At 39.5% G+C, this 24,203-nt stretch carries 23 protein-coding genes and 1 riboswitch; of the genes, 8 read left to right on the forward strand and 15 right to left on the reverse strand.

All coding sequences use genetic code 11. From position 1 onward, the window contains the following. Positions 1-13: 13 nt before the first annotated feature. From thrC to xerD, 4 genes are all read right to left on the reverse strand, one after another. Positions 14-1,153 carry a threonine synthase gene (gene thrC / locus DJ533_RS04180; RefSeq protein ID WP_065995139.1) on the reverse strand — a complete coding sequence of 380 codons (1,140 nt, stop codon included), beginning with the start codon at positions 1,151-1,153 and terminating at the stop codon, positions 14-16. A gap of 135 nt (positions 1,154-1,288) precedes the next feature. Then, positions 1,289-2,593 carry a homoserine dehydrogenase gene (locus tag DJ533_RS04185; protein ID WP_065995140.1) on the reverse strand — a complete coding sequence of 435 codons (1,305 nt, stop codon included), beginning with the start codon at positions 2,591-2,593 and terminating at the stop codon, positions 1,289-1,291. A 129-nt stretch (positions 2,594-2,722) separates the two neighbouring features. Further along, positions 2,723-3,532, reverse strand: coding sequence for a DsbC family protein (locus tag DJ533_RS04190; RefSeq protein ID WP_065995141.1), 810 nt, complete (start codon positions 3,530-3,532; stop codon positions 2,723-2,725). A gap of 143 nt (positions 3,533-3,675) precedes the next feature. Continuing rightward, entirely contained in the window at positions 3,676-4,593 is a 918-nt protein-coding gene (gene xerD / locus DJ533_RS04195; protein ID WP_065995142.1) for a site-specific tyrosine recombinase XerD, read from the reverse strand. Between the two features lie 168 nt (positions 4,594-4,761). Between xerD and DJ533_RS04200 the strand changes: the two genes are divergently transcribed. The 5 genes from DJ533_RS04200 (at position 4,762) to ftsW (ending at position 9,900) form a co-directional block, all read left to right on the forward strand. After that, positions 4,762-5,031, forward strand: a complete 270-nt coding sequence (locus DJ533_RS04200; protein WP_065995143.1) for a FeoA family protein — start codon at positions 4,762-4,764, stop codon at positions 5,029-5,031. Further along, positions 5,028-6,890, forward strand: coding sequence for a ferrous iron transport protein B (gene feoB / locus DJ533_RS04205; protein WP_065995144.1), 1,863 nt, complete (start codon positions 5,028-5,030; stop codon positions 6,888-6,890). Before DJ533_RS04200 ends, feoB begins: the two co-directional genes overlap by 4 nt. An 18-nt stretch (positions 6,891-6,908) precedes the next feature. Further along, positions 6,909-7,157 (forward strand): DUF6587 family protein, encoded by a 249-nt coding sequence (locus DJ533_RS04210; protein WP_065995145.1) that lies wholly within the window; start codon positions 6,909-6,911, stop codon positions 7,155-7,157. A gap of 178 nt (positions 7,158-7,335) precedes the next feature. Next, positions 7,336-8,682 carry a UDP-N-acetylmuramoyl-L-alanine--D-glutamate ligase gene (gene murD, locus DJ533_RS04215; protein WP_065995146.1) on the forward strand — a complete coding sequence of 449 codons (1,347 nt, stop codon included), beginning with the start codon at positions 7,336-7,338 and terminating at the stop codon, positions 8,680-8,682. A 21-nt stretch (positions 8,683-8,703) separates the two neighbouring features. Further along, on the forward strand, positions 8,704-9,900 hold the full coding sequence (ftsW, locus tag DJ533_RS04220; protein ID WP_065995147.1) for a putative lipid II flippase FtsW: 1,197 nt from the start codon (positions 8,704-8,706) through the stop codon (positions 9,898-9,900). 39 nt (positions 9,901-9,939) lie between these two features. Here the strand turns inward: ftsW and DJ533_RS04225 are convergent, their stop codons facing one another. The 9 genes from DJ533_RS04225 to DJ533_RS04265 all read right to left on the reverse strand — a co-directional run bounded on the left by DJ533_RS04225 (position 9,940) and on the right by DJ533_RS04265 (position 18,971). Beyond that, entirely contained in the window at positions 9,940-10,161 is a 222-nt protein-coding gene (locus tag DJ533_RS04225) for a zinc-ribbon domain-containing protein (protein ID WP_065995148.1), read from the reverse strand. 72 nt (positions 10,162-10,233) lie between these two features. Beyond that, positions 10,234-11,166: a tRNA glutamyl-Q(34) synthetase GluQRS gene (gluQRS, locus tag DJ533_RS04230; RefSeq protein WP_065995173.1), complete on the reverse strand. Its 933-nt coding sequence runs from the start codon at positions 11,164-11,166 to the stop codon at positions 10,234-10,236. A 2-nt stretch (positions 11,167-11,168) separates the two neighbouring features. Further along, positions 11,169-11,696 (reverse strand): RNA polymerase-binding protein DksA, encoded by a 528-nt coding sequence (gene dksA, locus DJ533_RS04235; RefSeq protein ID WP_065995149.1) that lies wholly within the window; start codon positions 11,694-11,696, stop codon positions 11,169-11,171. 208 nt (positions 11,697-11,904) lie between these two features. Further along, positions 11,905-12,714, reverse strand: a complete 810-nt coding sequence (gene cpdA, locus DJ533_RS04240) for a 3',5'-cyclic-AMP phosphodiesterase (RefSeq protein WP_065995150.1) — start codon at positions 12,712-12,714, stop codon at positions 11,905-11,907. A gap of 9 nt (positions 12,715-12,723) precedes the next feature. Next, the gene (locus DJ533_RS04245; RefSeq protein WP_065995151.1) at positions 12,724-13,344 is read right to left on the reverse strand and encodes an NUDIX domain-containing protein; all 621 of its coding nucleotides are present in this window, start codon (positions 13,342-13,344) and stop codon (positions 12,724-12,726) included. A 78-nt stretch (positions 13,345-13,422) separates the two neighbouring features. Then, positions 13,423-15,318, reverse strand: coding sequence for a phosphomethylpyrimidine synthase ThiC (gene thiC, locus DJ533_RS04250; protein WP_065995152.1), 1,896 nt, complete (start codon positions 15,316-15,318; stop codon positions 13,423-13,425). Positions 15,319-15,431: 113 nt separating this feature from the next. Further along, positions 15,432-15,565, reverse strand: a riboswitch (TPP riboswitch). Between the two features lie 85 nt (positions 15,566-15,650). Next, entirely contained in the window at positions 15,651-16,697 is a 1,047-nt protein-coding gene (locus tag DJ533_RS04255; protein WP_228716511.1) for a sigma-S stabilization anti-adapter protein IraP, read from the reverse strand. Positions 16,698-16,759: 62 nt separating this feature from the next. Beyond that, on the reverse strand, positions 16,760-17,788 hold the full coding sequence (locus DJ533_RS04260; protein ID WP_148245825.1) for a hypothetical protein: 1,029 nt from the start codon (positions 17,786-17,788) through the stop codon (positions 16,760-16,762). Positions 17,789-17,891: 103 nt separating this feature from the next. Further along, a complete protein-coding gene (locus tag DJ533_RS04265) occupies positions 17,892-18,971 on the reverse strand; it encodes a hypothetical protein (protein WP_065995155.1) in 1,080 nt (359 codons plus the stop codon). A 266-nt stretch (positions 18,972-19,237) separates the two neighbouring features. Here DJ533_RS04265 and phoU point away from each other — a divergent pair, with 266 nt between their 5' ends. Next, positions 19,238-19,960, forward strand: coding sequence for a phosphate signaling complex protein PhoU (gene phoU / locus DJ533_RS04270; RefSeq protein ID WP_065995156.1), 723 nt, complete (start codon positions 19,238-19,240; stop codon positions 19,958-19,960). 491 nt (positions 19,961-20,451) lie between these two features. Here the strand turns inward: phoU and DJ533_RS04275 are convergent, their stop codons facing one another. Together DJ533_RS04275 and argH are read right to left on the reverse strand one after the other, a co-directional pair. Continuing rightward, positions 20,452-20,721 (reverse strand): oxidative damage protection protein, encoded by a 270-nt coding sequence (locus DJ533_RS04275; protein WP_065995157.1) that lies wholly within the window; start codon positions 20,719-20,721, stop codon positions 20,452-20,454. Positions 20,722-20,749: 28 nt separating this feature from the next. After that, complete coding sequence (gene argH, locus DJ533_RS04280; RefSeq protein WP_065995158.1) at positions 20,750-22,180, reverse strand: argininosuccinate lyase; 1,431 nt, start codon at positions 22,178-22,180, stop codon at positions 20,750-20,752. A 92-nt stretch (positions 22,181-22,272) separates the two neighbouring features. Here argH and DJ533_RS04285 point away from each other — a divergent pair, with 92 nt between their 5' ends. Together DJ533_RS04285 and DJ533_RS04290 are read left to right on the forward strand one after the other, a co-directional pair. Next, positions 22,273-23,322: a sensor histidine kinase gene (locus tag DJ533_RS04285; RefSeq protein WP_065995159.1), complete on the forward strand. Its 1,050-nt coding sequence runs from the start codon at positions 22,273-22,275 to the stop codon at positions 23,320-23,322. Positions 23,323-23,373: 51 nt separating this feature from the next. Next, the gene (locus tag DJ533_RS04290; protein WP_065995160.1) at positions 23,374-24,111 is read left to right on the forward strand and encodes a LytR/AlgR family response regulator transcription factor; all 738 of its coding nucleotides are present in this window, start codon (positions 23,374-23,376) and stop codon (positions 24,109-24,111) included. Positions 24,112-24,203 lie beyond the last annotated feature (92 nt).

Consider the following 24,203-nt stretch of genomic DNA (forward strand, 5'->3'; position numbering starts at 1 on the left):
ATGTATTCAAACTTTACATATTTGAAAGAATAGAATCACGAACTTGGTTGAGTTCAGCATCAATTGATAACATCACTGCATCTTCACATTGTTTGATGGCAGTATCAGGGTCTTTCAAGCCATTACCTGTCACAGTACATACGATCACAGAACCTTCAGCAATTTTACCTGCTTTAATGTCACGGATCGCACCACCGATAGACGCAGCAGAAGCAGGTTCAACGAATACGCCTTCATACATTGAAAGCATACGTTGTGCTTCTAAGATTTCAGCATCAGTCAATTCATCAAACCAACCATTTGAATCACGTACTACTGCTTTGGCATGGTTAAAGCTTTGTGGATTACCGATACGAATCGCAGTTGCAACAGTTTCTGGATTTTCTACAGGACCACCACGTAGGAATGGTGCTGCGCCAGATGCTTGGTAACCGACCATGATTGGACGACCTATTGGAGTTTGACCTGTGAAAGCATCTGCTTCTGCATCATAAACCACTTGGTCTTTTTCAAAGCTGAAATTTTCAGTTAAAGCTTCGGTATAACCCATCCAGTGTGCAGTGATGTTCCCAGCATTACCTACTGGCAAGCAGTGATAATCTGGCGCACGACCTAAAGCATCTACGATTTCGTAAGCAATGGTTTTTTGACCTTGCAAACGGAAAGGGTTGATTGAGTTTACGATGGTGACAGGTGCTTGGTCAGCAACTTCTTTTACCAGGCGCATGCCATCATCGAAGTTGCCATGAATTTGTAAAGTCACCGCACCATACATCATGGATTGCGCCATTTTACCCATGGCAATTTTGCCTTCTGGGATTAAAACAAAGGCTTTGATGCCTGCACGTGCAGCATAAGCAGCCGCAGCCGCTGATGTATTCCCTGTAGATGCACAGATGATGGCTTTAGAACCTTCTTCTACAGCTTTGGTTACAGCCATGGTCATACCACGGTCTTTAAATGAACCAGTCGGGTTTAAGCCCTCATACTTCACATAGATTTCAACATTTTTACCGATCAAACGTGGAATATTGTCCAGTTTAATGAGCGGCGTATTACCTTCATTTAACGAGATAGCACGTGTAGTTTTAGATACTGGTAAGCGGTCACGATAGCGATCAACAAGTCCTGTATAGCGATTTGCATTAGACATGAGGGTGTTCCAAGTGTTGTGTAGAGCAAATAGTGATATTTGTTAATTTTCCTAAACTACGCATTTTCAATGAATTTATTTGCATAATGACTCCCCTTAGCAATAAGAGGAGTTTTAGGAAAATTTAAAACCCGATTAGTTATCAAGCAATTCTAAACGAATTCGTACGATTTCGCCATGAATCACTGGTAAAGCTTGTATTTGAGACAAAGCTTCGTTCATTTTAGATTCAACTACTGGGTCAGTTAAAATCACAATAGGAATCAAGTCTTTCAAACGAGGCTGTTGCATAATGGCATCAATACTAATGCCTGCACGACTTAAAATCGTGGTGACATCTGCCAATACGCCGGTTTGGTCTTCGGCATTGATGCGGATGTAATAACCTGTTGTCATTTCATCACTTTCTAAAATCGGTAAATCTGAAAGTGCTTCAAATGCCAGTTGAGGAATCGTACCTGAGCCATCTTCTGTATAGATAATGTCACGAACGATATCAACCACATCCGCAACCACAGCAGAAGCTGTTGGACCCGCACCCGCACCCGCACCATAATACAGTGTTGGACCCACCGCATTGGCTTGGACAAGGACTGCATTTTTCACGCCATTGACATTAGCGATCAATTCTTCTTCTGGAATTAAGGTTGGGTGTACTCGTAGCTCAATGCCTTTTGGCGTGCGACGTGCAATACCTAAGTGTTTGATGTTATAGCCTAATTCAGCTGCATATTTGACATCTTGTGCCGTCACTTTGGTAATGCCTTCGGTATAGACTTTGTCAAACTGTAATGGAATACCAAATGCACATGACGCTAAAATAGTTAGCTTATGTGCAGCATCAATGCCTTCGACATCAAACGTTGGATCAGCCTCAGCATAACCGAGTTCTTGAGCTTCTTTTAATACATCTGCAAAAGCACGACCTTTTTCACTCATTTCCGTCAGGATAAAGTTCCCTGTACCGTTAATGATGCCTGCAAGCCATTCGATTTTATTGGCAGCTAAACCTTCACGGATGACTTTGATGATTGGAATACCGCCTGCAACAGCAGCTTCATACGCGATTTGGACAGAGTGATCATCTGCAGCTTTAAAGAGTTCATTGCCGTGTTCAGCGAGCAATGCTTTATTTGCTGTCACAACTTGTTTGCCGTGCTTGATGGCTTCCATAATCACTTCATAAGCAGGGTGAATACCGCCCATAACTTCAACAACAACATCGACATCTGGTTGACGCACGATGTCGAGTAGATCAGCGCTTTGCTTCACACTTGCAGGCAAATTTAAATCAGGACGTGGACGGCGTGTACCGACATGGGTAATTTCAATTTCTCGACCGGTGCGACGTCTAATTTCAGCAGCGTTTTCTTGTAATAGTTTAAGGGCACCACCACCTACGGTTCCAAGACCGAGTATTGCCAGACGTACTGGTTTCACGTCACACTCCAAAATATATAAAAAATTTTATTCGGATTAGATCATAGCTAAAAAATGCGCCAGACTCTAGAGGTTGGCGCATCTTTATATTTTGCTATAAAAAATAGTAAATTAACTTATAAATGTTGGTTATTTAAGGCGAGCAGCTAACTCATCTGCTGTCATATAGGCACCAATATGTTCACCTTCTGCATTATAAATCGCTGGTGTACCATTTACACCCATTTTTAAGCCCAGATCGTATTGGGCACGAACAGGATTTTGACACGTTGCAGGTGGAAGTTGCGCTCCCGCAATGGCTTGATCAAAAGCTTCTTGGCGGTTGGCACTACACCAGACACTTTCCATCGCAGGCATAAATTGTTTACCACGAGGCCATGCGATATAACGCACCTCAATACCTTTGGCATTGATCGCAGGAATTTGCTCATGCAGTTTGTGGCAGTATGGACAACTTGCATCGGTAAAGACATAAATTACATGTTTGGTTTTGCCTTTGGCAGGGTAGACCAGTAAATCTTCTGTTTTTAATTGTGCTAAATGTTTTTTATTTTCGGCAGCTTGCAATGAATCCCCGATACTGCTGAGTTGTTTATCACCTAAGCGAATCACATCACCTTGGATTAAATATTTTCCATCACCTGTAGCATAGACTGAGCTCATCCCTTCTAAACTGACCCAATATAAATTTGGCATTTCAGTGGGTTTGACATCTAAAATTTTGGCATCAATGTTGGCTTTCTTTAAATGCCCTTGTAAGGTTTGGATGAGGCGTTGTTGCGCATTACGTTCAGTCAAATTCGATGCTTCGCCCGTTGCAGGTGCTGTCGCTGTTAAAGTGTCCTCTTTTTTTGTATCAGGAGATTTTGAACAAGCACTGAGCGCAAGTCCACTTGCGAGCATACACGCTAGCATCAATTTCGAACGTTTTAATTGCATAAATCACTCTTTGGGTTGTTCTGCATGATTTTTGAAAATATATTTTGAATCACTAAGCATAGCAAAAAATTATCACTTGTACTTTAAAACTTGATTAAGGGTACTAAATGAACGCTATCAAGATTGCCCTCATTGTTAAGTGATTATGCTCGTGGATGATGTTGTGCATGTAGCTGTTGTAAACGTACCTGTGCCACATGGGTATAAATTTGTGTCGTAGATAAATCACTGTGTCCAAGTAACATCTGTACCACACGCAAGTCTGCACCATGATTGAGTAAATGTGTAGCAAAAGCATGTCTCAAAGTGTGAGGTGACAGCTCTGTTTGAATATTGGCTTGCAAAGCATAGCGTTTAATCGCATACCAAAAGTTTTGTCGGCTCATGATGCCACCATGTTGGGTTAAAAATAAATAATCAGTCGAGGATTTATACAATTGTGGGCGTGCATCTGTTAAATATTGTTCGACCCATTCACAAGCAACTTGTCCTAAAGGAACCAAACGTTCTTTATTACCTTTCCCTAAAATTCTTAAATAGCCTTGCTTTAAATTAATCAAATCTAAACGTAAATTGAGCAACTCACTGACCCGTAAACCGCAGGCATACAGCACTTCTAGCATTGCCCGATCACGTAAGCCTAAAGCTGTACTTAAATCAGGGGCTTGAATCAATGTTTCGACATCCTGTTCAGACAAATCTTTTGGCAAGGCACGTCCTAACTTTGGGGTTTTATGCGCCACCATGGGGTTATCTAAGCGGATTTTTTGTTCACGTAAAAATTTATAAAATGAACGTAATGCTGAAAGACAACGGGCTATAGAGCGTGGGCTTTTACCCTGTTTGGTTAACGCAATCATCACATCGGAAATATCCTCATGTGACCATTCTGGCAGGTAGTGTTTAGAACATTCACTGCATTGGATTAGGTCGGAAAGATACGCATTGCGTGTATGTGGACTCACAGTTTGTGCAATGAGATAGTCTTTATACCCATTTAAAAAACTCAGTTTTTCTGGAATGGTGACAGCAGCAGGCGTACGTGGTTTTTTATTGAGCATGATTAATAGGGGCTAAATTTTTCATCTATTGAGGCAATGTAGACCAAAAAAATCAAGAAGTCGAATATGGGTGGGAAATGAGAATTGTAATCAAACCTTACTTGGTAATTATTCTCATTTGTATGTATAATTAGCGCAAATACCAGTTCCTTTTTAGGGTCAATTGCAGTGCGTTTGTCAGAATTGAAAGTAAAGCAGACTGCTATTATCACTAAGGTCAATCGAACATTGGCTGATAATACAAGTCAAACCGATCTCGTTGCGAGTCGTTTAGAAACCTTGGGATTTGTGCCAGGCACAACTGTGCAAGTAATTACCAAAGGTATTTTTGGTGGTGACCCTATCCTTATTCAAATTGGCTTTACACGTTTTGCGCTACGTAAAGTTGAAGCGGAGAAAGTTGAAATTGACTTAAGCACTGAAGGAGTTCCCGCATGAGCGAAACTTTACGTATTGCTTTGGTCGGAAATCCTAACTGCGGTAAAACGTCTTTATTTAACCATCTGACAGGTACACGTCAAAAAGTAGCGAACTATGCGGGTGTAACAGTAGAACGTAAAGTCGGTAGTTTTAATTTACCTTCTGGGCGTGCTGTACGTGTATTGGATTTGCCTGGTACCTATAGTTTAGATGCAACCAGTCCTGATGAAGCAATTACGCGTGATGTAGTGTTGGGTAAAATTGCCGAAGAGCAAGCACAAGATGCTTTCTTGTGTGTGGTGGATGCCACGAACTTAAAGCTACATTTGGGTTTGGTGCTAGAAGTCATTGCACAGGGTAAACCCATTTTACTTGTGCTGAACATGATGGACGAAGCCCGTCGTCGTGGTATGCAAATCAATTCTGAAAAGTTGTCTCAGCGTTTAGGTATTCCTGTGGTAGAAACGGTTGCAGTACGTAATGCAGGCATTGAGAACCTGATGGCGGCACTGGATCAAGAGAAGTTTCGTAAGCCAAGTACTGAATTAAGTGATGTTAACTTAACGGGAAGCAATCATGAGAAAGTCACTCAAATCTTAAAAGATGTAGTGATTTTTGTAGATCATGAAGACAAACGCACTGATAAACTGGATAAGATTTTTTTGCATCCTGTATGGGGCTTGATCACGCTTGCTGTGATGATGTTCATCGTATTCCAAGCGGTATTTGCTTGGGCAGCACCATTTATGGACTGGATCGAAGCTTTCTTTGGCTGGTTAGGTGAAACAGTTGGACAAGTTATTTCCCAACCCTTACTGAATAGTTTGGTTGTCGATGGTGTGATTGCTGGTGCTGGTGGTGTCGTGGTGTTCTTGCCACAAATTTTGATTTTATTCTTTTTTATCTTAGTCTTAGAAGAGTCTGGTTATTTACCACGAGCGGCGTTCTTACTCGATAAACTCATGTTTAAAGCGGGTTTAAGTGGTCGGGCATTTATTCCTTTACTTTCTAGTTTTGCCTGTGCGGTGCCTGGGATTATGGCAACACGCAGCATTCAAGACCCACGAGATCGTTTAGTTACGATTTTGGTTGCGCCTTTGATGACCTGTTCAGCACGCTTACCTGTGTATGCGTTGTTGATTGCTGCTTTTATTCCATCAACAACCGTGTGGGGATTTTTAAATCTACAAGGTTTGGTACTATTTGGTTTGTATATGGCAGGGATAGTCAGTGCATTGCTGGTTGCGACTGTGCTGAAGTTTTTCCAAAAAGACAAATCACAACATGCCTTACTCATGGAGCTGCCAAGCTATCGTTTCCCTGATCTGCAAAGTGTCTGGATCGGGTTGCTTGATCGTGCCAAGATTTTCTTAAAACGTGTCGGTGGCATTATCTTTGCCTTGTCTATTTTACTTTGGTTTTTGTGTACTTTCCCACAACCGCCAGAGGGAGGCACTTTACCTGCGATTGATTATTCATTTGCGGGGATGTTAGGGCATGTCATGCAACCGATTTTTGCGCCACTCGGTTTTAATTGGCAAATTTGTATTGCATTGATTCCTGCAATGGCAGCACGTGAAGTATTGGTGTCGTCATTAGGTGTGGTATATGCTTTGTCGGTAACTGATGAAGATGCTGTGGCAAAAGGTTTAGAAAGTTTGATTACGACGGGGGATCTAAGCTGGTCATTGGCAACTGGTTTATCATTGCTGGTATGGTTTATCTATGCGCCACATTGTTTGGCGACTTTGGCAACCGTAAAACGTGAAACAGGTTCATTGAGAACTGTGTTTGGAATGACAGTTTATTTGTTTGGTTTGGCTTATTTAATGTCATTCTTTACTTATCAAGTTGCGACACGTTATTTCGGCTTATAAGCGAATAAGGAGTCTGAAATGGTTGAGTTATTGATTATTACAGCTTTGGTGGTTTGGAGTGCTATTTTTGTATTTAAAAAAGTATTTCCAAAAACGGCATATAAAGTGTTTATGGTGCTTTCTCAGGCGTGTAGAGCCAAAGGTTGGACACGTTTAGCCAATTGGTTACAACCTGCGATGTTGAGTGGCTGTGGTGGTTGTGGATGTTCAAGTAGCGAGTCTGAAGCACCCAAAAAAACTGAAGTCCAAGCGGTCAAATGGAAATAAAAAGTTGAATTGTTTAAAAAAGCCATTCTGATTATAGAGTGGCTTTTTTGTTTTATATGACTGTTTTTTTACGCCCTGACACAAAATAATTTCAAGAAAGCCTAAACAGAAAAAGCTTTCAAATCGGCAAAGTGCTAACATTTTGCGAGTTTCAAAATTTACTTCGAGTGGGACAATAATGTTAATTCAACGTGGTGGCTTAAAAGTCGTTGCTGGACTAGGTATTTCTGGTGTTTCAGCGGTTAATTTTTTACATGGACATGGCTATCGTGTTGCAGTAACTGACTCACGTGAGGTACCACCAGGGCATGACAAGATTCCAAATGAGGTACAAACCCGTTTTGGGCATTTTGATCAAGAATTATTATTACAAGCTGAAGAAATTGTGATCAGTCCGGGGCTTGACCCGAAACTACCTGAAATCCAAGCTGCAATTGCCAAAGGTATCCCTGTGATCAGTGAAATACAGATTTTGCGCCGTGCAACCGATAAACCGATTGTAGCCATTACGGGATCCAATGCCAAAAGTACGGTAACGACTTTGATTGGATTAATGGCACAAGATGCAGGTGTGAAAGCTGCGGTCGGGGGTAATTTAGGGCGTCCAGCTTTAGACTTAATCCATGATGATCCTGATGTATATATTCTTGAGCTTTCAAGTTTTCAGCTCGAAACGACTTCAAACTTAAATGCTGAAGTCGCGGTAGTTTTAAACATGAGTGAAGACCATTTAGACCGTCATGGCGATATGTTTGGTTATCATGCTGCAAAACATCGTATTTTCCAAGGCGTGAAAAAAGTGGTGTTTAATCGTGATGATGCTTTGACACGCCCACTTGTACCTGATGTGACACCTATGCAAAGCTTTGGTTTGAATGCACCTGATCTCAATCAATACGGCATTTTAAAAGACAATGATGGTACCATTTGGCTAGCGCGTGGACGTGAGCGTTTGTTGAAAAGCGCTGACATGTACATTCAAGGTACACACAATGTCGCAAATGCTCTGGCATGTTTAGCGTTGGGGGAAGCGATTGGTTTGCCATTAGAGACAATGCTTGAAACATTGAAAACATTTAAGGGGTTAGAGCATCGCTGTGAATTTGTAAAAGAAGTGCAGGGTGTTCGTTATTATAACGACTCAAAAGGTACCAATATTGGTGCAACTTTAGCTGCAATTGATGGTTTAGGTGCGGCGATTGAAGCACAAGCAGGTAAAGTCGCCATTATTTTAGGTGGGCAGGGTAAAGGGCAAGATTTTACTGCTTTACGTGATTCTTTAACTCAATATGCCAAAGTCGCTGTATTGATCGGTGAGGATCGCTCAATGATCGAAAAAGCCATTGAAGGAACTACAACACTTTTACATGCCGAGTCTTTACAAGAAGCGGTAGAATTGTGCCAACAAAATACCCATGCACATGATGTGGTTTTACTCTCGCCTGCATGTGCCAGTTTTGATATGTTTACAGGTTATCCAGAGCGTGGTCATCGCTTTGTAGAATTTGTAAATGCACTAAACTAAAAGAATCATAAGGATAACAGTATGGCTGGGTTAGCTCAGACAACGGTCAGTAAAATTAGTGAAGTCTTTGAACGTTGGATTCCCAAACTTCCAACCGAAATTACGCCTCGAAATGTACTTATTTTCTGCGTCATTTCATTACTGTGTATTGGTACAGTGATGGTCGCTTCGGCATCTATGCCTTATGCAGAACGGATGCATGAGGCACCTTTTCATTATGTGATTCGTCATGCAATTTCGATTGTGGTTGCAGCAGTGGCTGCATTTTGTGTATATCGTGTCTCGTTGAATGTTTGGTTTAATAACACCTTTCCTTTATGGCTGATTACGATTGCTTTGTTACTTGCCGTATTGGTAGTTGGACGAGAGGTGAATGGTTCAACCCGATGGATCAGTATTGGTGGTTTTAGTTTGCAAGCCACTGAGATTGCTAAAGTCATGATGGCAATTTTTACCGCTGATTATGTGGTGCGTCGTGCTGAAGAGGTGAGAAACAACATTAAAGGCTTGATTCGTTTAGGGATCATCATGCTCCTCACTGTAGGTTTAATTATCGCTGAGCCAGATTTAGGGGCAACGGTGGTGATTGCGGTGTCGATGTTGGGAGTATTTTTCTTGGCGGGTGCACCCTTGATCCAATTTGGTATTGCCTTTGGTGCGATTGTGGGTGCATTTGTATTCTTGATCATCTTTGAGCCATATCGTTATGAACGACTGATGTCATTTTCTAATCCTTGGGCAGACCCACTGGGTACAGGTTATCAGCTTTCCAATGCCTTGATGGCATTTGGTCGAGGGGAATGGACAGGGGTTGGTTTGGGACACAGTATCCAAAAAATGTCATATTTACCTGAAGCACATACTGACTTTATGTTGGCAATTTTAGGTGAAGAGTTTGGTTTCTTTGGTATTGCCACAGTTTTGGTTTTATCGTTTGGTATGCTGTTTTGTTGTATTCGTATTGCGCATCGTGCCTTGAAACATCAATACCTACGTGCAGGTTATTTGGCGTATGGGATTAGCATCATTTTCTTATTGCAGATTTTGGTCAATGCAGGCATGAATATGGGAATGTTACCGACCAAAGGTCTTACCTTGCCATTTATTAGTTATGGGGGGTCATCATTGATTATGTGTGCGGTAATGATCAGTTTAATGTTAAAAATTGATGCAACAACCCAGCAGAAAAATCCTGCGCGAGAACAATCAAGTTTCTAAGTTTTTACTTAAACTTTGTTTTAGAAATGGTGCGATGACTTAATGGTCTAGCACCATTTTTGGCATATGCGTACCACAATTTAAACATACTACAGCACTTTCTCTTGGTTTGGATACTGGAAAAAGTTTAATAAAAAATAATGAAAAATAATTACGCTGCGTTTTAATTTCATAAGCACTGCGCGTTTTACAAATCGGGCAGACAAATTGCCCTTGATCCGTTTTAACAGTTTTCGGTGATATTCCAAAAATAAACAACATACAAATGCTCAAATAAAAACAAGATACGATCAATATAATGGATTTTTCTTGATTAAAACCAGTTGATCCGTGTTACTGAAAAGTACCTTGAATCTGTGTACCTTTGGGAATACGTTGAATATCCCATTGAGCGACTGCCTGAGCCAACATTTTATGCGGCTGATCTAGATCTATAGGTAATTGTCCCAGTGTTAAAATAGCTTGTCTGAGCAATTGTGGCGCATGTTGAATATCGAGGGCTTGTGCTAAGTTTTGCTTAGAGAGTTTTTGTCCTTGATCATTCATGGCAAGAGGAAGGTGCATATAATTCAGTTGTGGATAACCAAGACATTGTCCAAGCCAAATTTGGCGTTCAGTATTATCTAGAAGATCTGCGCCACGCACCACATGCGTTATGCCTTGTAGATAATCATCGACCACCACAGCAAGTTGATAATTTATAATGCCATCACGGCGTTTTAAAACAAAATCACCTAAATCACGTTGTAAATTTGAACAATGCTGACCTTGAAGACGATCTTCGAAACAAATTAATGCATCTGAAACTTTGAGTCGAATGGCTTGGTCTTGAAAATTTAAATGCTTTTCCCGACAAGTACCGACATAGACATGATTTGAACCCAACATTTTGCGGGTACATTCACAGGCATAAACCAAGTTTGTTTGTTTGAGTTGTTGAATGACATTGTCATAAATGTCTAAACGCTCTTTTTGATAAATAATCTCAACATCAGACTCAAATTCAAATGCATCTAAGCATTGTAGAATATGTTGTTCACTGTTGGGATAGATCCGAGGAATATCGGTATCTTCAATCCGCACGATCCACTGACCGTGGTGCGCTTTGGCATCACAATAACTGGCTACTGCCGTAATTAAAGAGCCAAAATGCAAAGGGCCGGTTGGCGATGGCGCAAACCGACCTGAGTAGCGATTAAGCGAAACATTGTTTCGCCGCTGCGCAAGAGCCAAGCTATGCTTGGCTGCTAAACTTTCAACAGTCATCATTAACCGTTATTTTGCTTCTCTTTGATCTCAGCAAGCGTTTTGCAGTCGATACATAAAGTCGCAGTTGGACGTGCTTCTAAACGACGTAAACCAATCTCGATACCACAGGTTTCACAGAAACCATAGTCATCATTCTTGATGGCTTCGATTGACTGCTCGATTTTACGAATCAATTTACGTTCACGGTCACGTGTGCGTAATTCAATTGCAAACTCTTCTTCTTGGGTTGCACGGTCATTTACATCAGGCAGAGAAGAAGACTCATCTTGCATGGTGTTTAAAGTACGATCCACTTCCGACATGAGTTCCGCTTTCCACGCTTGTAGAATGCTACGGAAATGCTCAAGTTGTCCCTCAGACATGTATTCTTCATTTTTCTTAGGCTGATAAGGCTCAATACCAAAAAGGCTTGCAGTGCTACCGCCTTCAGTTGCTTTTGGCTTGGTTTTACGTACACGTTTTACAGACTTTTCGTCTAAAACATCAGTTTGTTCGTCCAAGACTGGATTTTGGTTGTCATTCGCCATAAAGGGCATTCCTCATCATATACGTATGTTTATACGTAAAAAATATGGTGATATGCAAGTATTTTTATCGCTACCGATAGAATGCTGCTATCGGGGGTCGTCATCATATAGACTTTTTCACAAAGATGAAAGCAGTGAAGTTTTCAATTTTGTGCTCAAACTTCCTTAGAGGAGGAATAACTTAAAGCAAAACAACTAAAATGAAAAGCTAATAACCTGAAATTTCGCTATTTATACTTTGATTATAGTCTTTGAGGCGATAAATTGTTGTCTCAATTTGCCCATCGGATTTTAAATGTAAATAACGGTAACCAGGTGCCAGATCATCTAATGCAAACTCATTACTGCGTGGTTTAAATTGTGCGCATGTCGCAGGCACCGATAAAAATGCAATATTTTCCCAAAGTACTTTTGATTCTTGATGTACATGCCCAAACAATACGGCTTTAATATTTGTAAATTGTGACAACAGTAGGGTGAGTTGTTCGGTATTTTTAAGTTTATGTTGATCAATCCACTGTGACTTCATTTCAAATGGATGATGATGACATGCCAAAATCACAAACTTATCTTGGATCGTATTGAGGATTTTTTCTAAATGGACTAATTGTTCAGACTGAATCCACCCATCGACTTGATGTTTTACTGCACTATTTAGCAAAATCAGACACCAGTCACCTAAATCCACCACAGTTGGCTCTGGATGAGAATTTAAGAACGGAAACACTGCCAAATCATCATGATTGCCTGGGATTTGAAAAAAAGGAATCCCTAAGCTTTGCATATAAGTTTGGTAACGTTGATAGGTTTCAACAGTCGCTTGCTGTGCAACATCACCTGTATGCAAAATCGCATCAATATGTGAATGTTCTTGTAAGATTTGCGTGATAACGGCATGAAAATTTTGTTCAGGATTGATGCCAATAAAACTGTCATTCGGATCAGTCATCAGATGGGTGTCTGAAATCTGAATAATAATGGGATTGTGAGGATTTGAGATTACCTGATGGGCTGACATGGTGATCTCCTAACTTATATTCAGCGATGCAATATGTTGTTTTAGCCACTGCAATGCAATAATAATGGGGGCATTGCGTAAACGTGAACCTGCAAGTAACTCATCCAAAACTGCATACTCTAAAATGTGTAATTGGATATTTTCACCTTCATCAGCAACGCCAAATATTCCCCCAGTTTCAGGTAAATTCGCTTGTGCGGTATATAAATGAAAAATCTCATCACATGCACCAGCGGAGGGATAAAAACTGAAAATATGCTGTAATTGCTTAACCTCACAACCAGATTCTTCTAAACTCTCTCTACGAACACAGCTTTCAGGTGACTCATCCCCATCCAATACCCCCGCAATAACCTCAAGTTGCCAAGGTGAGATCTCATCATCTACAGCACCTATACGAAACTGTTCGATTAAAGCAAATTTTTGTTGTAAATCACTATAAATCAATACACCTGCCGCTTGTTTACGCTGGATGAGTTCCCGCTGAATGACTGAGGTATATTCAGTTTGATTAAATAAACGATGTCTTAAGCTGACTTTTTCGACCTGAATAAAGCCAGAATAAAGGATTTTGCGTGACTGAACTTCAACATCTTGGTGTGAATAAGTTGCGTGTTGGATAATATTCATGAATCAGGGTTAGGATGAAACATAGTCGTTCCATCCTAACGGAGAATTGATTAAAGACAAATCATTTTTTCACAGAATTTAGACTTTATGGTACAACTTTTGCCCATGTTCTTGATACGCCGTTTTCATAGCAGCGAGACCTGCTTCAATCTCAGGATTAACTTGAGTATTTTGCTCAACTTTATTTTGATTTTGTGCATAATCACGCACATTTTGTGTAATCTTCATTGAGCAAAACTTAGGTCCACACATGGAACAAAAATGTGCTGATTTATGGGCTTCTTTGGGCATGGTTTCATCGTGCATGCTGCGAGCTGTATCTGGATCAAGGCTTAAGTTAAATTGATCTTCCCAACGGAACTCGAAGCGAGCTTTGGAAAGTGCATTATCGCGAGCTTGTGCACCTGGATGACCTTTGGCAAGATCTGCGGCATGTGCTGCGATTTTATAGGTAATAATACCGTCTTTAACATCTTTCTTGTTTGGTAAACCTAAATGCTCTTTCGGGGTTACATAGCACAGCATTGCTGTGCCGTACCAACCAATCATGGCTGCACCAATTGCCGAAGTAATATGGTCATAACCAGGTGCAATATCCGTAGTGAGAGGTCCAAGGGTATAGAAAGGTGCTTCTTTGCAGACTTCAAGTTGCAAGTCCATATTTTCCTTAATCATATGCATAGGCACATGTCCAGGTCCTTCGATCATGACTTGTACATCATGTTCCCAAGCACGATGGGTTAACTCGCCCAAAGTGCGTAACTCAGAGAATTGCGCTTCATCATTGGCATCTTGGATACACCCTGGACGTAAACCATCCCCTAAGCTGAATGAAACGTCATAGGCTTTCATGATTTCGCAGATTTCATCAAAATGCGTATATAAGAAGTTTTCTTCATGATGCGCCAAACACCACTGCGCCATGATTGAACCACCCCGAGAGACAATGCCCGTTAAACGATTCGCAGTTAAAGGCACATAACGCAGTAACACGCCTGCATGGATGGTAAAATAGTCCACACCTTGTTCGGCTTGCTCGATCAACGTGTCTTTGAATATTTCCCAAGTTAAATCTTCTGCCACACCATCGACTTTTTCTAAGGCTTGATAAATAGGCACAGTTCCGATGGGTACAGGAGAATTACGGATAATCCATTCACGGGTTTCATGGATATTTTTACCAGTCGACAAATCCATGATGGTATCTGCGCCCCAACGGGTCGCCCATGTCATTTTTGCCACTTCTTCATCAATAGATGAGCCGAGTGCCGAGTTACCAATATTGGCATTAATCTTGACCAAAAAATTACGTCCAATGATCATCGGCTCACATTCAGGATGGTTAATGTTGGCAGGAATAATCGCACGACCTTCAGCCACTTCTTTACGCACAAACTCAGGCGTGATTTCCATCAAGTTGCGTGCGCCAAAGTTCTGACCTGCATGCTGACGCATATCTACGCCTTCACGTTGACGTTGGTTTTCACGAATCGCAATGTATTCCATTTCAGGGGTGATAATCCCTTGTTTGGCATAATGCATTTGGGTAACATTTTTGCCCACTTTGGCACGACGAGGCTTTTGGATGTGTGCAAAACGGATTTCAGCAGTACGAATGTCTTTCAGACGCTCTTGACCAAAAGCAGAGGTTAGCGTGTCTAAGCGTTCAGTGTCTGCACGCTCAGCAATCCAAGTTTCTCGGATGTTGGGTAAGCCTTGATTTAAATCAATCTGTACATTGGGATCGGTATAAACGCCTGATGTGTCATATACCCAAAGTGGTGGATTTTTTTCACCACCTAAACCTGTTGGAGTATCTGTTAGTTCAATTTCACGCATTGGGACTTGAATATCAGGGCGAGAACCTTGGATATATATTTTTTGGGATGCAGGTAAAATTCGAGTGAGATCTTTAGCATCTTGCTCATGTTGAGCTGAAATTTCTTGGGAAGAAAGATTCGTTAATTGGTTCATTGCAATGATCCTTATGAATGACATCAACGAATCAAGCACGACCAAAAACGTGGCAGTTGATCTATACGGATTTGAAATAAAATAATCCAAATAAATAGATAAACGAAGGCTAAGGTTTTTAGAGGCTTGATTCCTACGCAGGTGTTAACCTGATCAGGTTCAACGGTACTTAGATTTAAACTTTGGCAAGGAGATGCAAAATTGATCTAATCTCAGCGAGAAATTACTCGCGCTCCGTCAAGCGATACGCAGATACTAACATGATCAGATTGAAATAGTGCTGAATGTTGTATCAAATTACGTTAAGCCAAAATTCTTTAGGGTATTTTGTTTTAAGCTTTTGTTTTTAATAGTTGATCAACCGCATTTTGAATCTTTTCTTGTAACTGTGCTCTTTGTGCCCGAATCTGCTGTTGCTCGGGAGTATCATAATCATCATTTGGTTGAGAAGGTTTCGGCAGTTGCTGCCATTGTGCTTCACTTGCTTGAATCAATTTTAAAAACTTTTGTGCCGTTTGATTGCTAGAAGAGTGGCTGGCAGCAAGTTTTTCAATGGCTTTTAAGGCATCATGATCTGCAATTTTGTCCTGGTCAAACCAAAGTGTACGGGTATTTTCATGTCCATGAAATAGATCATCACGATAGCTCGAAATCAGTGCTTTTACTTGGGGACTATAGTGCGCTTTGGGATAATGCTGTAGATAATTTTCCCAAAACATTAAACGCTGTGCGACCTCATCAAAGCTAATTGCAAGTCCTGCATCTAAAATATAATTGGAACCTGTATATTCTTTGCGAAGTTGTTTGAAATAAATTTGATCAGCTTTTTCAAGATCAGGGACAAAAAGATCAATATAATATTGCGGATGTTGTACAAATGTATATTCACCCTCACCCACATAATATTTTTCTAAATATAATGCTTTGGCATGGTCCACAAGATATTGCTCTTCAGGCTTAAGTTGGGCATATAACGCTTTTTTAGACGCTGTAGTCATTTCTTCACGATCGCCAATCGTATCGGTCATATATTGATAGACTTCAGTAGAAGATTTTGCCAATAAATTGGCATAGATTTGTTCACTGTCTTGAATCCATTGATAGCGTTTTTCTAAAGCAACATGGGGAATGCATGTTTTTAAGGATTGGTTTAATTCATTCAGTTTTTTTGGCGCAAATTTGTTTGTTAATGCCTTGATTTTTAAATTAAGGCTTTGACATTTGGCTGTGAGTTGCTGTTCGGCATTCTGTTTTGTAGAAACAGTTGCTGTCGTTTTTTGTGCATCTTCTGTTTGCTCAGTATGTTTTTCTGTTTTTTGACAAGCAGTGATTACACAAGTCATTGCTAATAAATAGACTAAACGCATTTTATTGCTCATCTTCATTTTTCCCATTGCGCTTAAACCTTATGCTATTTTCAAAAAAATTGATCGAAATCGCTTTAAGGAGAATTTTTGCATAACGCAGCACGATGACAATCTCGATGAAAATCAGAGGGTGTTAATTGTAAGAGCGTTATCAGCGAATCACGTTGCTTGTCATACTCATCTTGTTTCCAATCAGGGTAGTAGTTCGACGTATGCTTTAAAAAAAGCTTTGCTTTTTCAGAGAGTTTTGAATGGGGTTGTTGGGCAAGCCACAGCAATGCGGGTTTGACCTCTTTAGTTTCAACAAAATAGTGTCCATTTGCAAAACCAAAAGTATCGGAGTTGTCTGAACCCATAAAACTCAAATATTCGTATTCTTTAAACAACAATTGTGCATCTTGAATAAAATAACTCTTGGGATATTGTTGAATATATTTTTCCCAAAACAGGGCACGTTCAACGAGTTCTTGCCAAGGAATCGCAATCGCTGCATCAGAATATAAAATATCAGAATTGTCCTTTGCCATGCGTTGAATGAACAGCGCTTCGGCTTTGGGTAAATAGGGAACAAACATATCTACTGCGTATTGGGGATTTTGTTTAAGCTCAAAATAACCTTCACCAATATCTAAAAATTGAATGTATTGTTTACCGATGTGATCAATTAAATATTGATCACGTTGTGGTAAAGTTTTCTTGATAATTGCTGCATTTTCATAACCCAAATCTTTTGCATTTTCAGGATAAGCTTTGGCGTAACCATAGGCATTTAGACCTTCCATCGACTCATCGCCTGAAGCTGTGGTCAAAAACCGTTGATACATTAGATCTGTGCTTTCAAGTAGTTGATAAATTTGTGTATTGTTCAGTTTTGGTGTGCATTTTTTGACTGCTGTATTGGCAGCGCTAAGCTGTTGAATAGAGCTTTCTTGGCTAATTCGAGATAAAATTTCATGGGTATCAGCAAAACAATCTACTTGAGTGATCAGCTCCGCTTTAGCTTTTTGTTGGGTTTCGTGGTGTTGTGCGGTTGAAGTTGGCTTTTGGTGGCAGGCAGCTAAAACAATAAAACTGAGCGTGCAGTAGACTATTTTTTTCATCATAAAAGCTTTGATTTTAAAATGTATTATTTAAATATGAGAAGCAGCATATCTTATTTTTGACTTCCAGATAAGCTCATCTTTCATAATTATGAGGGTTTTTAGTTTAGCTTTGAGGCGAAATACAAATAGAATCGCTAAAGCAATCTCGATTTTTTGCAGTCAAGTGAATGTTTTTTAAATTTAACAATTGATTTAACTGTGCAACAGCCAATTGGTGTGGATCATTTTTAACTTTCTGCAATTGTGCAGCAGGTAGCTTTATTTTCTCAAGGCGCTGTTCAGGTGTCATATTGACATATTGAATAAACTGATTGGCTTGTTTTGCTAAGATGCTATTTTGTTGCTGAGCCAATGCTTCAATTTCTAGCCAGACTGAAGTTGAAATGTCATTTTGATCAATATACTGAACAGAGGTAGGGGAGTTCTCTGTGCCTTTAAATAATAAAGCACGATAGCTTTGTTCTAGATATTGCGCATCTTTAAGATAACTACTCTTAGGATAGTTTTTGATATAGCTTTCCCAGAAAATTGCCCGCTGTACAATTTCATTGGGGCTAATGTTCAGTTTTTGATTTTGCAATAATGGATGACTGTTCTGTAATGCCAAGTGTTCAATAAAAACTTTTTCCGCTTCAGGTAAATAAGGTGCAAAAACCTTGGCTAAATATTGTGGATGACGGCGGTAATATATATTTTGTGGTCCTTGATCTACCAATTCAATATATGCCTGACCTTGATGACGAATCAGATATTGATCACGAATATTTAGTTGTTCAAAATGGCTCTGTTGAATCGTAGGATATTCAGATTTGTCGAGGGCATAATTTTCAAAGGCAAGTTGTTCTAAGGGAGTGCGCTCAATCGTTAAAAATTGTTTATACATCTGATTGGATAGATCTATAAGCTGCTTTTGCTCAGCCCATTCCATTAAAGGTAAACATAAACGAATGTCTTGGTTCACCTGTTCAATGGCTAAAGTTGTGCGTTGTGGCGTCATTGCCAACATTTCTTGTTTTAAATTTTCACAAATTAAGGTGAGATCAGGTTGAACATTTTCAGGTTTAGGGGTTGTTTGGGTTTCTACGACGATCTCAGGTTCAGGTTTTTGACATGCCAAAAGCACAGCACAAACGCTGACAATGATACTCAGTGACTTTAGATTATTAAATAAATTTAAATTCATGCGATCATTTGAGATAAACGGGGGGGAGAGATTTTTACTAAGCATATTGTTACTTAAAACTGCATCAAGGTATGCAATATTTTGTAGCTTTATGGCTTAAATGCGTTACATCGTATCAAGTTTTCAAGATAAAATTAGTCAAAAATGTATCCTAATAAAAGCATTTATATCGACAATTAAAATCTGTCATCAAAACTTCATAATAAGTATGCTTAAATATGGCAACTTCTTTATCATGCCATTTCACTTGTTGTGGAGTAAACACTTTGAGCCCAAATAATCCTGCATTAGGACACCATATTTCTTCACAATTTAATGAAGATTTACAGGCTGTAAATACAAAATTTATGACAATGGGTGGATTGGTTGAACAACAAGTTGCAAACGCAATTCATGCCTTATTGGATACCAATGCGAACCTTGCCATTGATGTGCAGTTTCAAGACAATGCAGTAAATCAGTTTGAACGCGAAATTGATGAAGCTTTAACTTTGATTTTGGCACGTCGCCATCCAGCGGCAATTGATTTACGCATGGTGATTGCGATGAGTAAAGCCAATACTGATTTAGAGCGTATTGGGGATGAGGCAGCAAAAATTGCACGTATTGCGCAAACCCTATGTGAAGAAGGGGAGTCGCCACGCGGTTATATGGAAACACGTCATATTGGAAACCAAGTACGTGTCATGATTCATGATGCTCTAGATGCCTTTGCACGAATTGATGCCGAACAAGCTTTAAAAGTTTTATTGGCAGATGCGGATATTGATCGCGAATATCAGTCTGCAACACGTACCTTGATGACTTATATGATCGAAGATCCTCGTCATATTAGTCGTGTGATCAATGTAATGTGGGTATTGCGTTCTTTAGAACGTATTGGTGATCATGCGCGAAATATTTCAGAACAAGTGATTTATATGGCAAAAGGATATGATGTGCGCCATACTAACATTGAAGAAATTGAAGAAAAAGTACAAGGAAAATAAAGTTTCAGTTTTGTACTTGTGTACAAGAGCCTTAGTGAAAAACTAGGGCTTTTTTTATTTTAGTTAAATAGAAACAGAGATCTGCAATATAAAAATTTTAGACAAAAAAATTCCTAGATTTTTGGGGGAAAATCTAGGAAAGAAAACAGAAATATTCTGGAGAATATTTACCTAATGTTTATTGCCTTGGGGAAACAATAGTTTCATTAGCTGATGTAGTTATCATACGAAAAAACTATGCAACAATCATGATGACTCGTGTGTGTTGAATGTAAAATTGCATTTCAGCATGTAATTAGCTCAATTAAAGTCATTGTGTAGTTATATTGCATAATGTGTTTTTTAAAATGGTAGAGCTTCTCGTCTTGCAATATAGCGGAGCAGTGCTCTTATGGCATTAAAAAGGAGCCTGCTTAGACTCCTTCTTGATCTTGGAAACTACGCGAACTTTGTCCTTGTTTTGCGTAATTTTTAGCGTAGCACTCTAAAAATTACTCAGGCTTTAGACCTTCCGCTTTTTCCAATGATTCATCATTGTTGAAGAATTTCTCACGCTGTTCTTCAAGAAACTTTTTCGCATCTGCTTCAAACACATTTAAGCGTTTTTCATTAATTAAAGTGGTTTGATGTTTGAGCCATTCTTGCCAAGCTTGTTTAGACACCGTGTCAAATAACTCTTGACCCTTTGCACCCGGAAATGGAGCAAAATCTAAAGCTTCCATTTCTTTTTGATATTTACGGCAAAATACTTGTCGAGACATATCAATACTCCAAATTGAATTAAGAAAATTAAGCGTAAAGTTTTTCTAAACGTGTATAGGCACGTTCAATTGCCGCTGCAACTTGTGCAGGCGCAGTTCCACCAATGTGGTTACGTGCATTTACTGAGGCTTCTAAAGTTAATGCTTTTTCAAAGACATCCGCTTGGATCAAGTCAGAGAATTGTTGCAGTTGTTCTAAGGTGAGCTCAGATAAATCTTTAGATTCTTGAACGCCCAAAGCAACTGCTTTACCGACAATTTCATGTGCATCACGGAAGGCAACGCCATTTTTAACCAAGTAGTCAGCTAAATCTGTTGCCGTTGAGAAGCCACGCAGTGCTGCTTCACGCATGATTTCAATATTTGGAACTAAGGCTGGGATCATGTCCGCAAATGCCATGAGTGAGCCACGAACTGTATCAATTGCATCAAACAAAGGTTCTTTGTCTTCTTGGTTGTCTTTATTATAAGCGAGTGGTTGACCTTTCATGAGTGTTAATAGACTCATTAAGTCACCGTATACGCGACCCGTTTTACCACGGATTAACTCAGGTACATCTGGGTTTTTCTTTTGTGGCATGATTGAAGAACCCGTACAGAAACGATCAGGGATATTCACAAATTTAAACTGTGCTGATGTCCATAAAATCATTTCTTCTGACATGCGTGATAAATGCATCATGATGAGAGATGCAGCAGCATTAAATTCGATACCAAAGTCACGATCAGAAACGGCATCAAGTGAGTTTTCTGTAACTGCTTCAAAGCCTAATAGTTCTGCTGTATAAGCACGGTCAATCGGGTAGGTAGTGCCAGCAAGTGCAGCAGAGCCTAACGGCATGCGGTTGGTACGTTTACGGCAATCGATTAAACGTTCAGAATCACGCACCAACATTTCAAACCATGCCATCAAATGATGACCAAAGGTCACAGGCTGAGCCGTCTGTAAATGGGTGAAACCAGGCATAATGGTGTCAGTATTTTTTGCAGCTAAAGCCAAAATACCTTTTTGTAATTTTTCTAATAATTTTAAGATTTCATCAATTTCATCACGCACATAAAGACGAATGTCGGTTGCAACTTGGTCATTACGGCTACGTCCTGTATGGAGTTTTTTACCTGTAATACCAATGCGCTGCGTCAAGCGTGATTCGATATTCATATGCACATCTTCAAGGTCGATGCGCCATTCAAACTGACCTGCTTCAATCTCAGCTTTAATTGTGTTCAGACCATTGATAATGTCATCACGCTCTTGCTCTGTTAAAACGCCAACTTTCGCAAGCATGGTGGCATGCGCAATTGAACCTGCAATATCTTGTTTATAAAAGCGTTGGTCAAATTGCACAGATGCTGTAAATTCAGCAACAAAAGCATCAGTTGCTTCAGAAAAACGACCGCCCCACATACCCGAAGTTTGGGTTTGTGACGGATTTGAGGAATTAGAAGATGTGGTCATGTCGGCTCATTTAAAAAGCAGTAGAACTGGAAAAGAGTATAGCAAATTCAAGCTTACTTTCCGTAATGCAGTAACATGAAACTGGTTTAAATATGCAAAATGCTCAAAATCGCTCACATTTTTTTAGCAAAATCAGCCAATGGCAATATTTTATTGAGCTTTTTATTGGCAGTAATGTCTTGGCTTTGCTGTTGGCATTGGCTGAGGCACAGGCATGGTCAAACTTACAATTGAATCATGTGCTGCAATATATTTTATATATTAATTGGGTGCTACTGGCATTTACGGCATGGATTGATTTTTTTCAACATATACTAAAAAAAATGAGTGATGTCCAAGCTGCAATTTTTGGATTTGTTTTGCTTGAGTTGATTGTTTGGGTGACTACAGTTGTTTTAAATATTGTCTTACACTGGGGGGGGCATTTTTCATTAAGCCAACTAAGCAGCGATATTGTTTTTGAAAATGTCATTTTACATTTGAGTTATGGCGCACTCTTGGGGGCGTTTTGTCTGCGTTATATTTATATGCGTGGACAATGGTTTAAACAACAAAACAGCGAATTAAATGCGCGTGTACAAGCCATGCAAGCACGTATTCACCCACATTTTTTATTTAACAGTTTAAACAGTGTGGTGAGTTTGATTAGTATTGATCCTGATAAAGCAGAGCAGATGCTCATTGATTTGTCGAAATTATTTCGGGTCAGTTTTCAAGAATTAAAACTGGTGACTTTGGCAGAAGAAATTGAATTATCTAAAAAATACATAGGAATTGAACAAATTCGACTGGGAGAGCGTTTAAATGTTGAATGGAATATTCAACAACCCGAGCTGTTGCATAAAGTCAAAATTCCTCTATTAACCTTACAACCTTTGGTTGAAAACAGTATTTTTCATGGGGTTGAAAAGAAACATATCAATGCAAAAATTGGGATACTGGTTGAAATATTGCAAAATCAAGTCACTATAGTCATTACTAACCCATTTATACAAGATAGAATGAATTTGAGAGAAGGACATGGTATTGCATTGGAAAATGTAAAACAGCGCTTATATGCGCACTTTGGGGATTCTGTTCAATTTCGAAATTTTGCAGGAAATGGACGTTTTACCACAGTCATGCAATATCAATATAAGTAATACAATTCGTGATGAATACATTAAAATAATGATGATGTAAAAGGAGGGAAAATGGACATCCTAATTTGTGATGATGAGCCTCTAGCAGTTGAGCGATTGTCACGGTTAGTATCGCAATTGGGGCATCATGTGGTTGCCACTGCGCAACATGGTCAACAAGCATTAGAACTCGCAGCACAATATGCACCTGATGTGGTTTTGTTGGATATCCAAATGCCTGAAATGGATGGTTTGGAGTGTGCCAAACATTTAAGTCAACTTGACCCAATGCCTGCAATTATTTTTTGCACAGCTTATGACGAGCATGCATTACAGGCGATTCAATCTCAAGCAAAAGGATATTTGTTAAAACCAATCGCGAAAGACGATTTAAATGCGGTATTGGAGAGTTTAACCAAGTTAACTCAAGCCCAAATAACTAACTTAGAAAAAAAAGAACTCATGGAAGAAAAAGTGCAAAGACAGCAAATTGCTGCAAAAACTTATCGTGGTCTGGAATTGATACCCATTGAAAATATTTATTATTTTTTAGCGGATCAAAAATATGTCACTGTACGCCATAAAAATGGCAGCGTGCTTATCGATGAAACTTTAAAAGATTTAGAGCAGGAGTTTGCTGATAAATTTATTCGTATCCATCGTAATGCTTTAATTTCTTTAGATTATTTAGATGGTTTGGAAATGGTGGCATCTGGGCAATACCAAGTTCGTTGTCGAGAATTAGGTGAAAAATTAGCCGTGAGTCGCCGACATTTACCGAGTTTAAGAGAGCGTATGCAAAACTTATAATGTGCTTGCGTTATACTTTCTCACATAATTTACTTGCATTTTTAGAGCAGGACGTTAAGTTTAGAGTGTTTAAACCTTTGGCAAAGCTGAAA

The organism is Acinetobacter defluvii (genome assembly GCF_001704615.3).
GTDB classification, from domain to species: Bacteria; Pseudomonadota; Gammaproteobacteria; order Pseudomonadales; family Moraxellaceae; genus Acinetobacter; species Acinetobacter defluvii.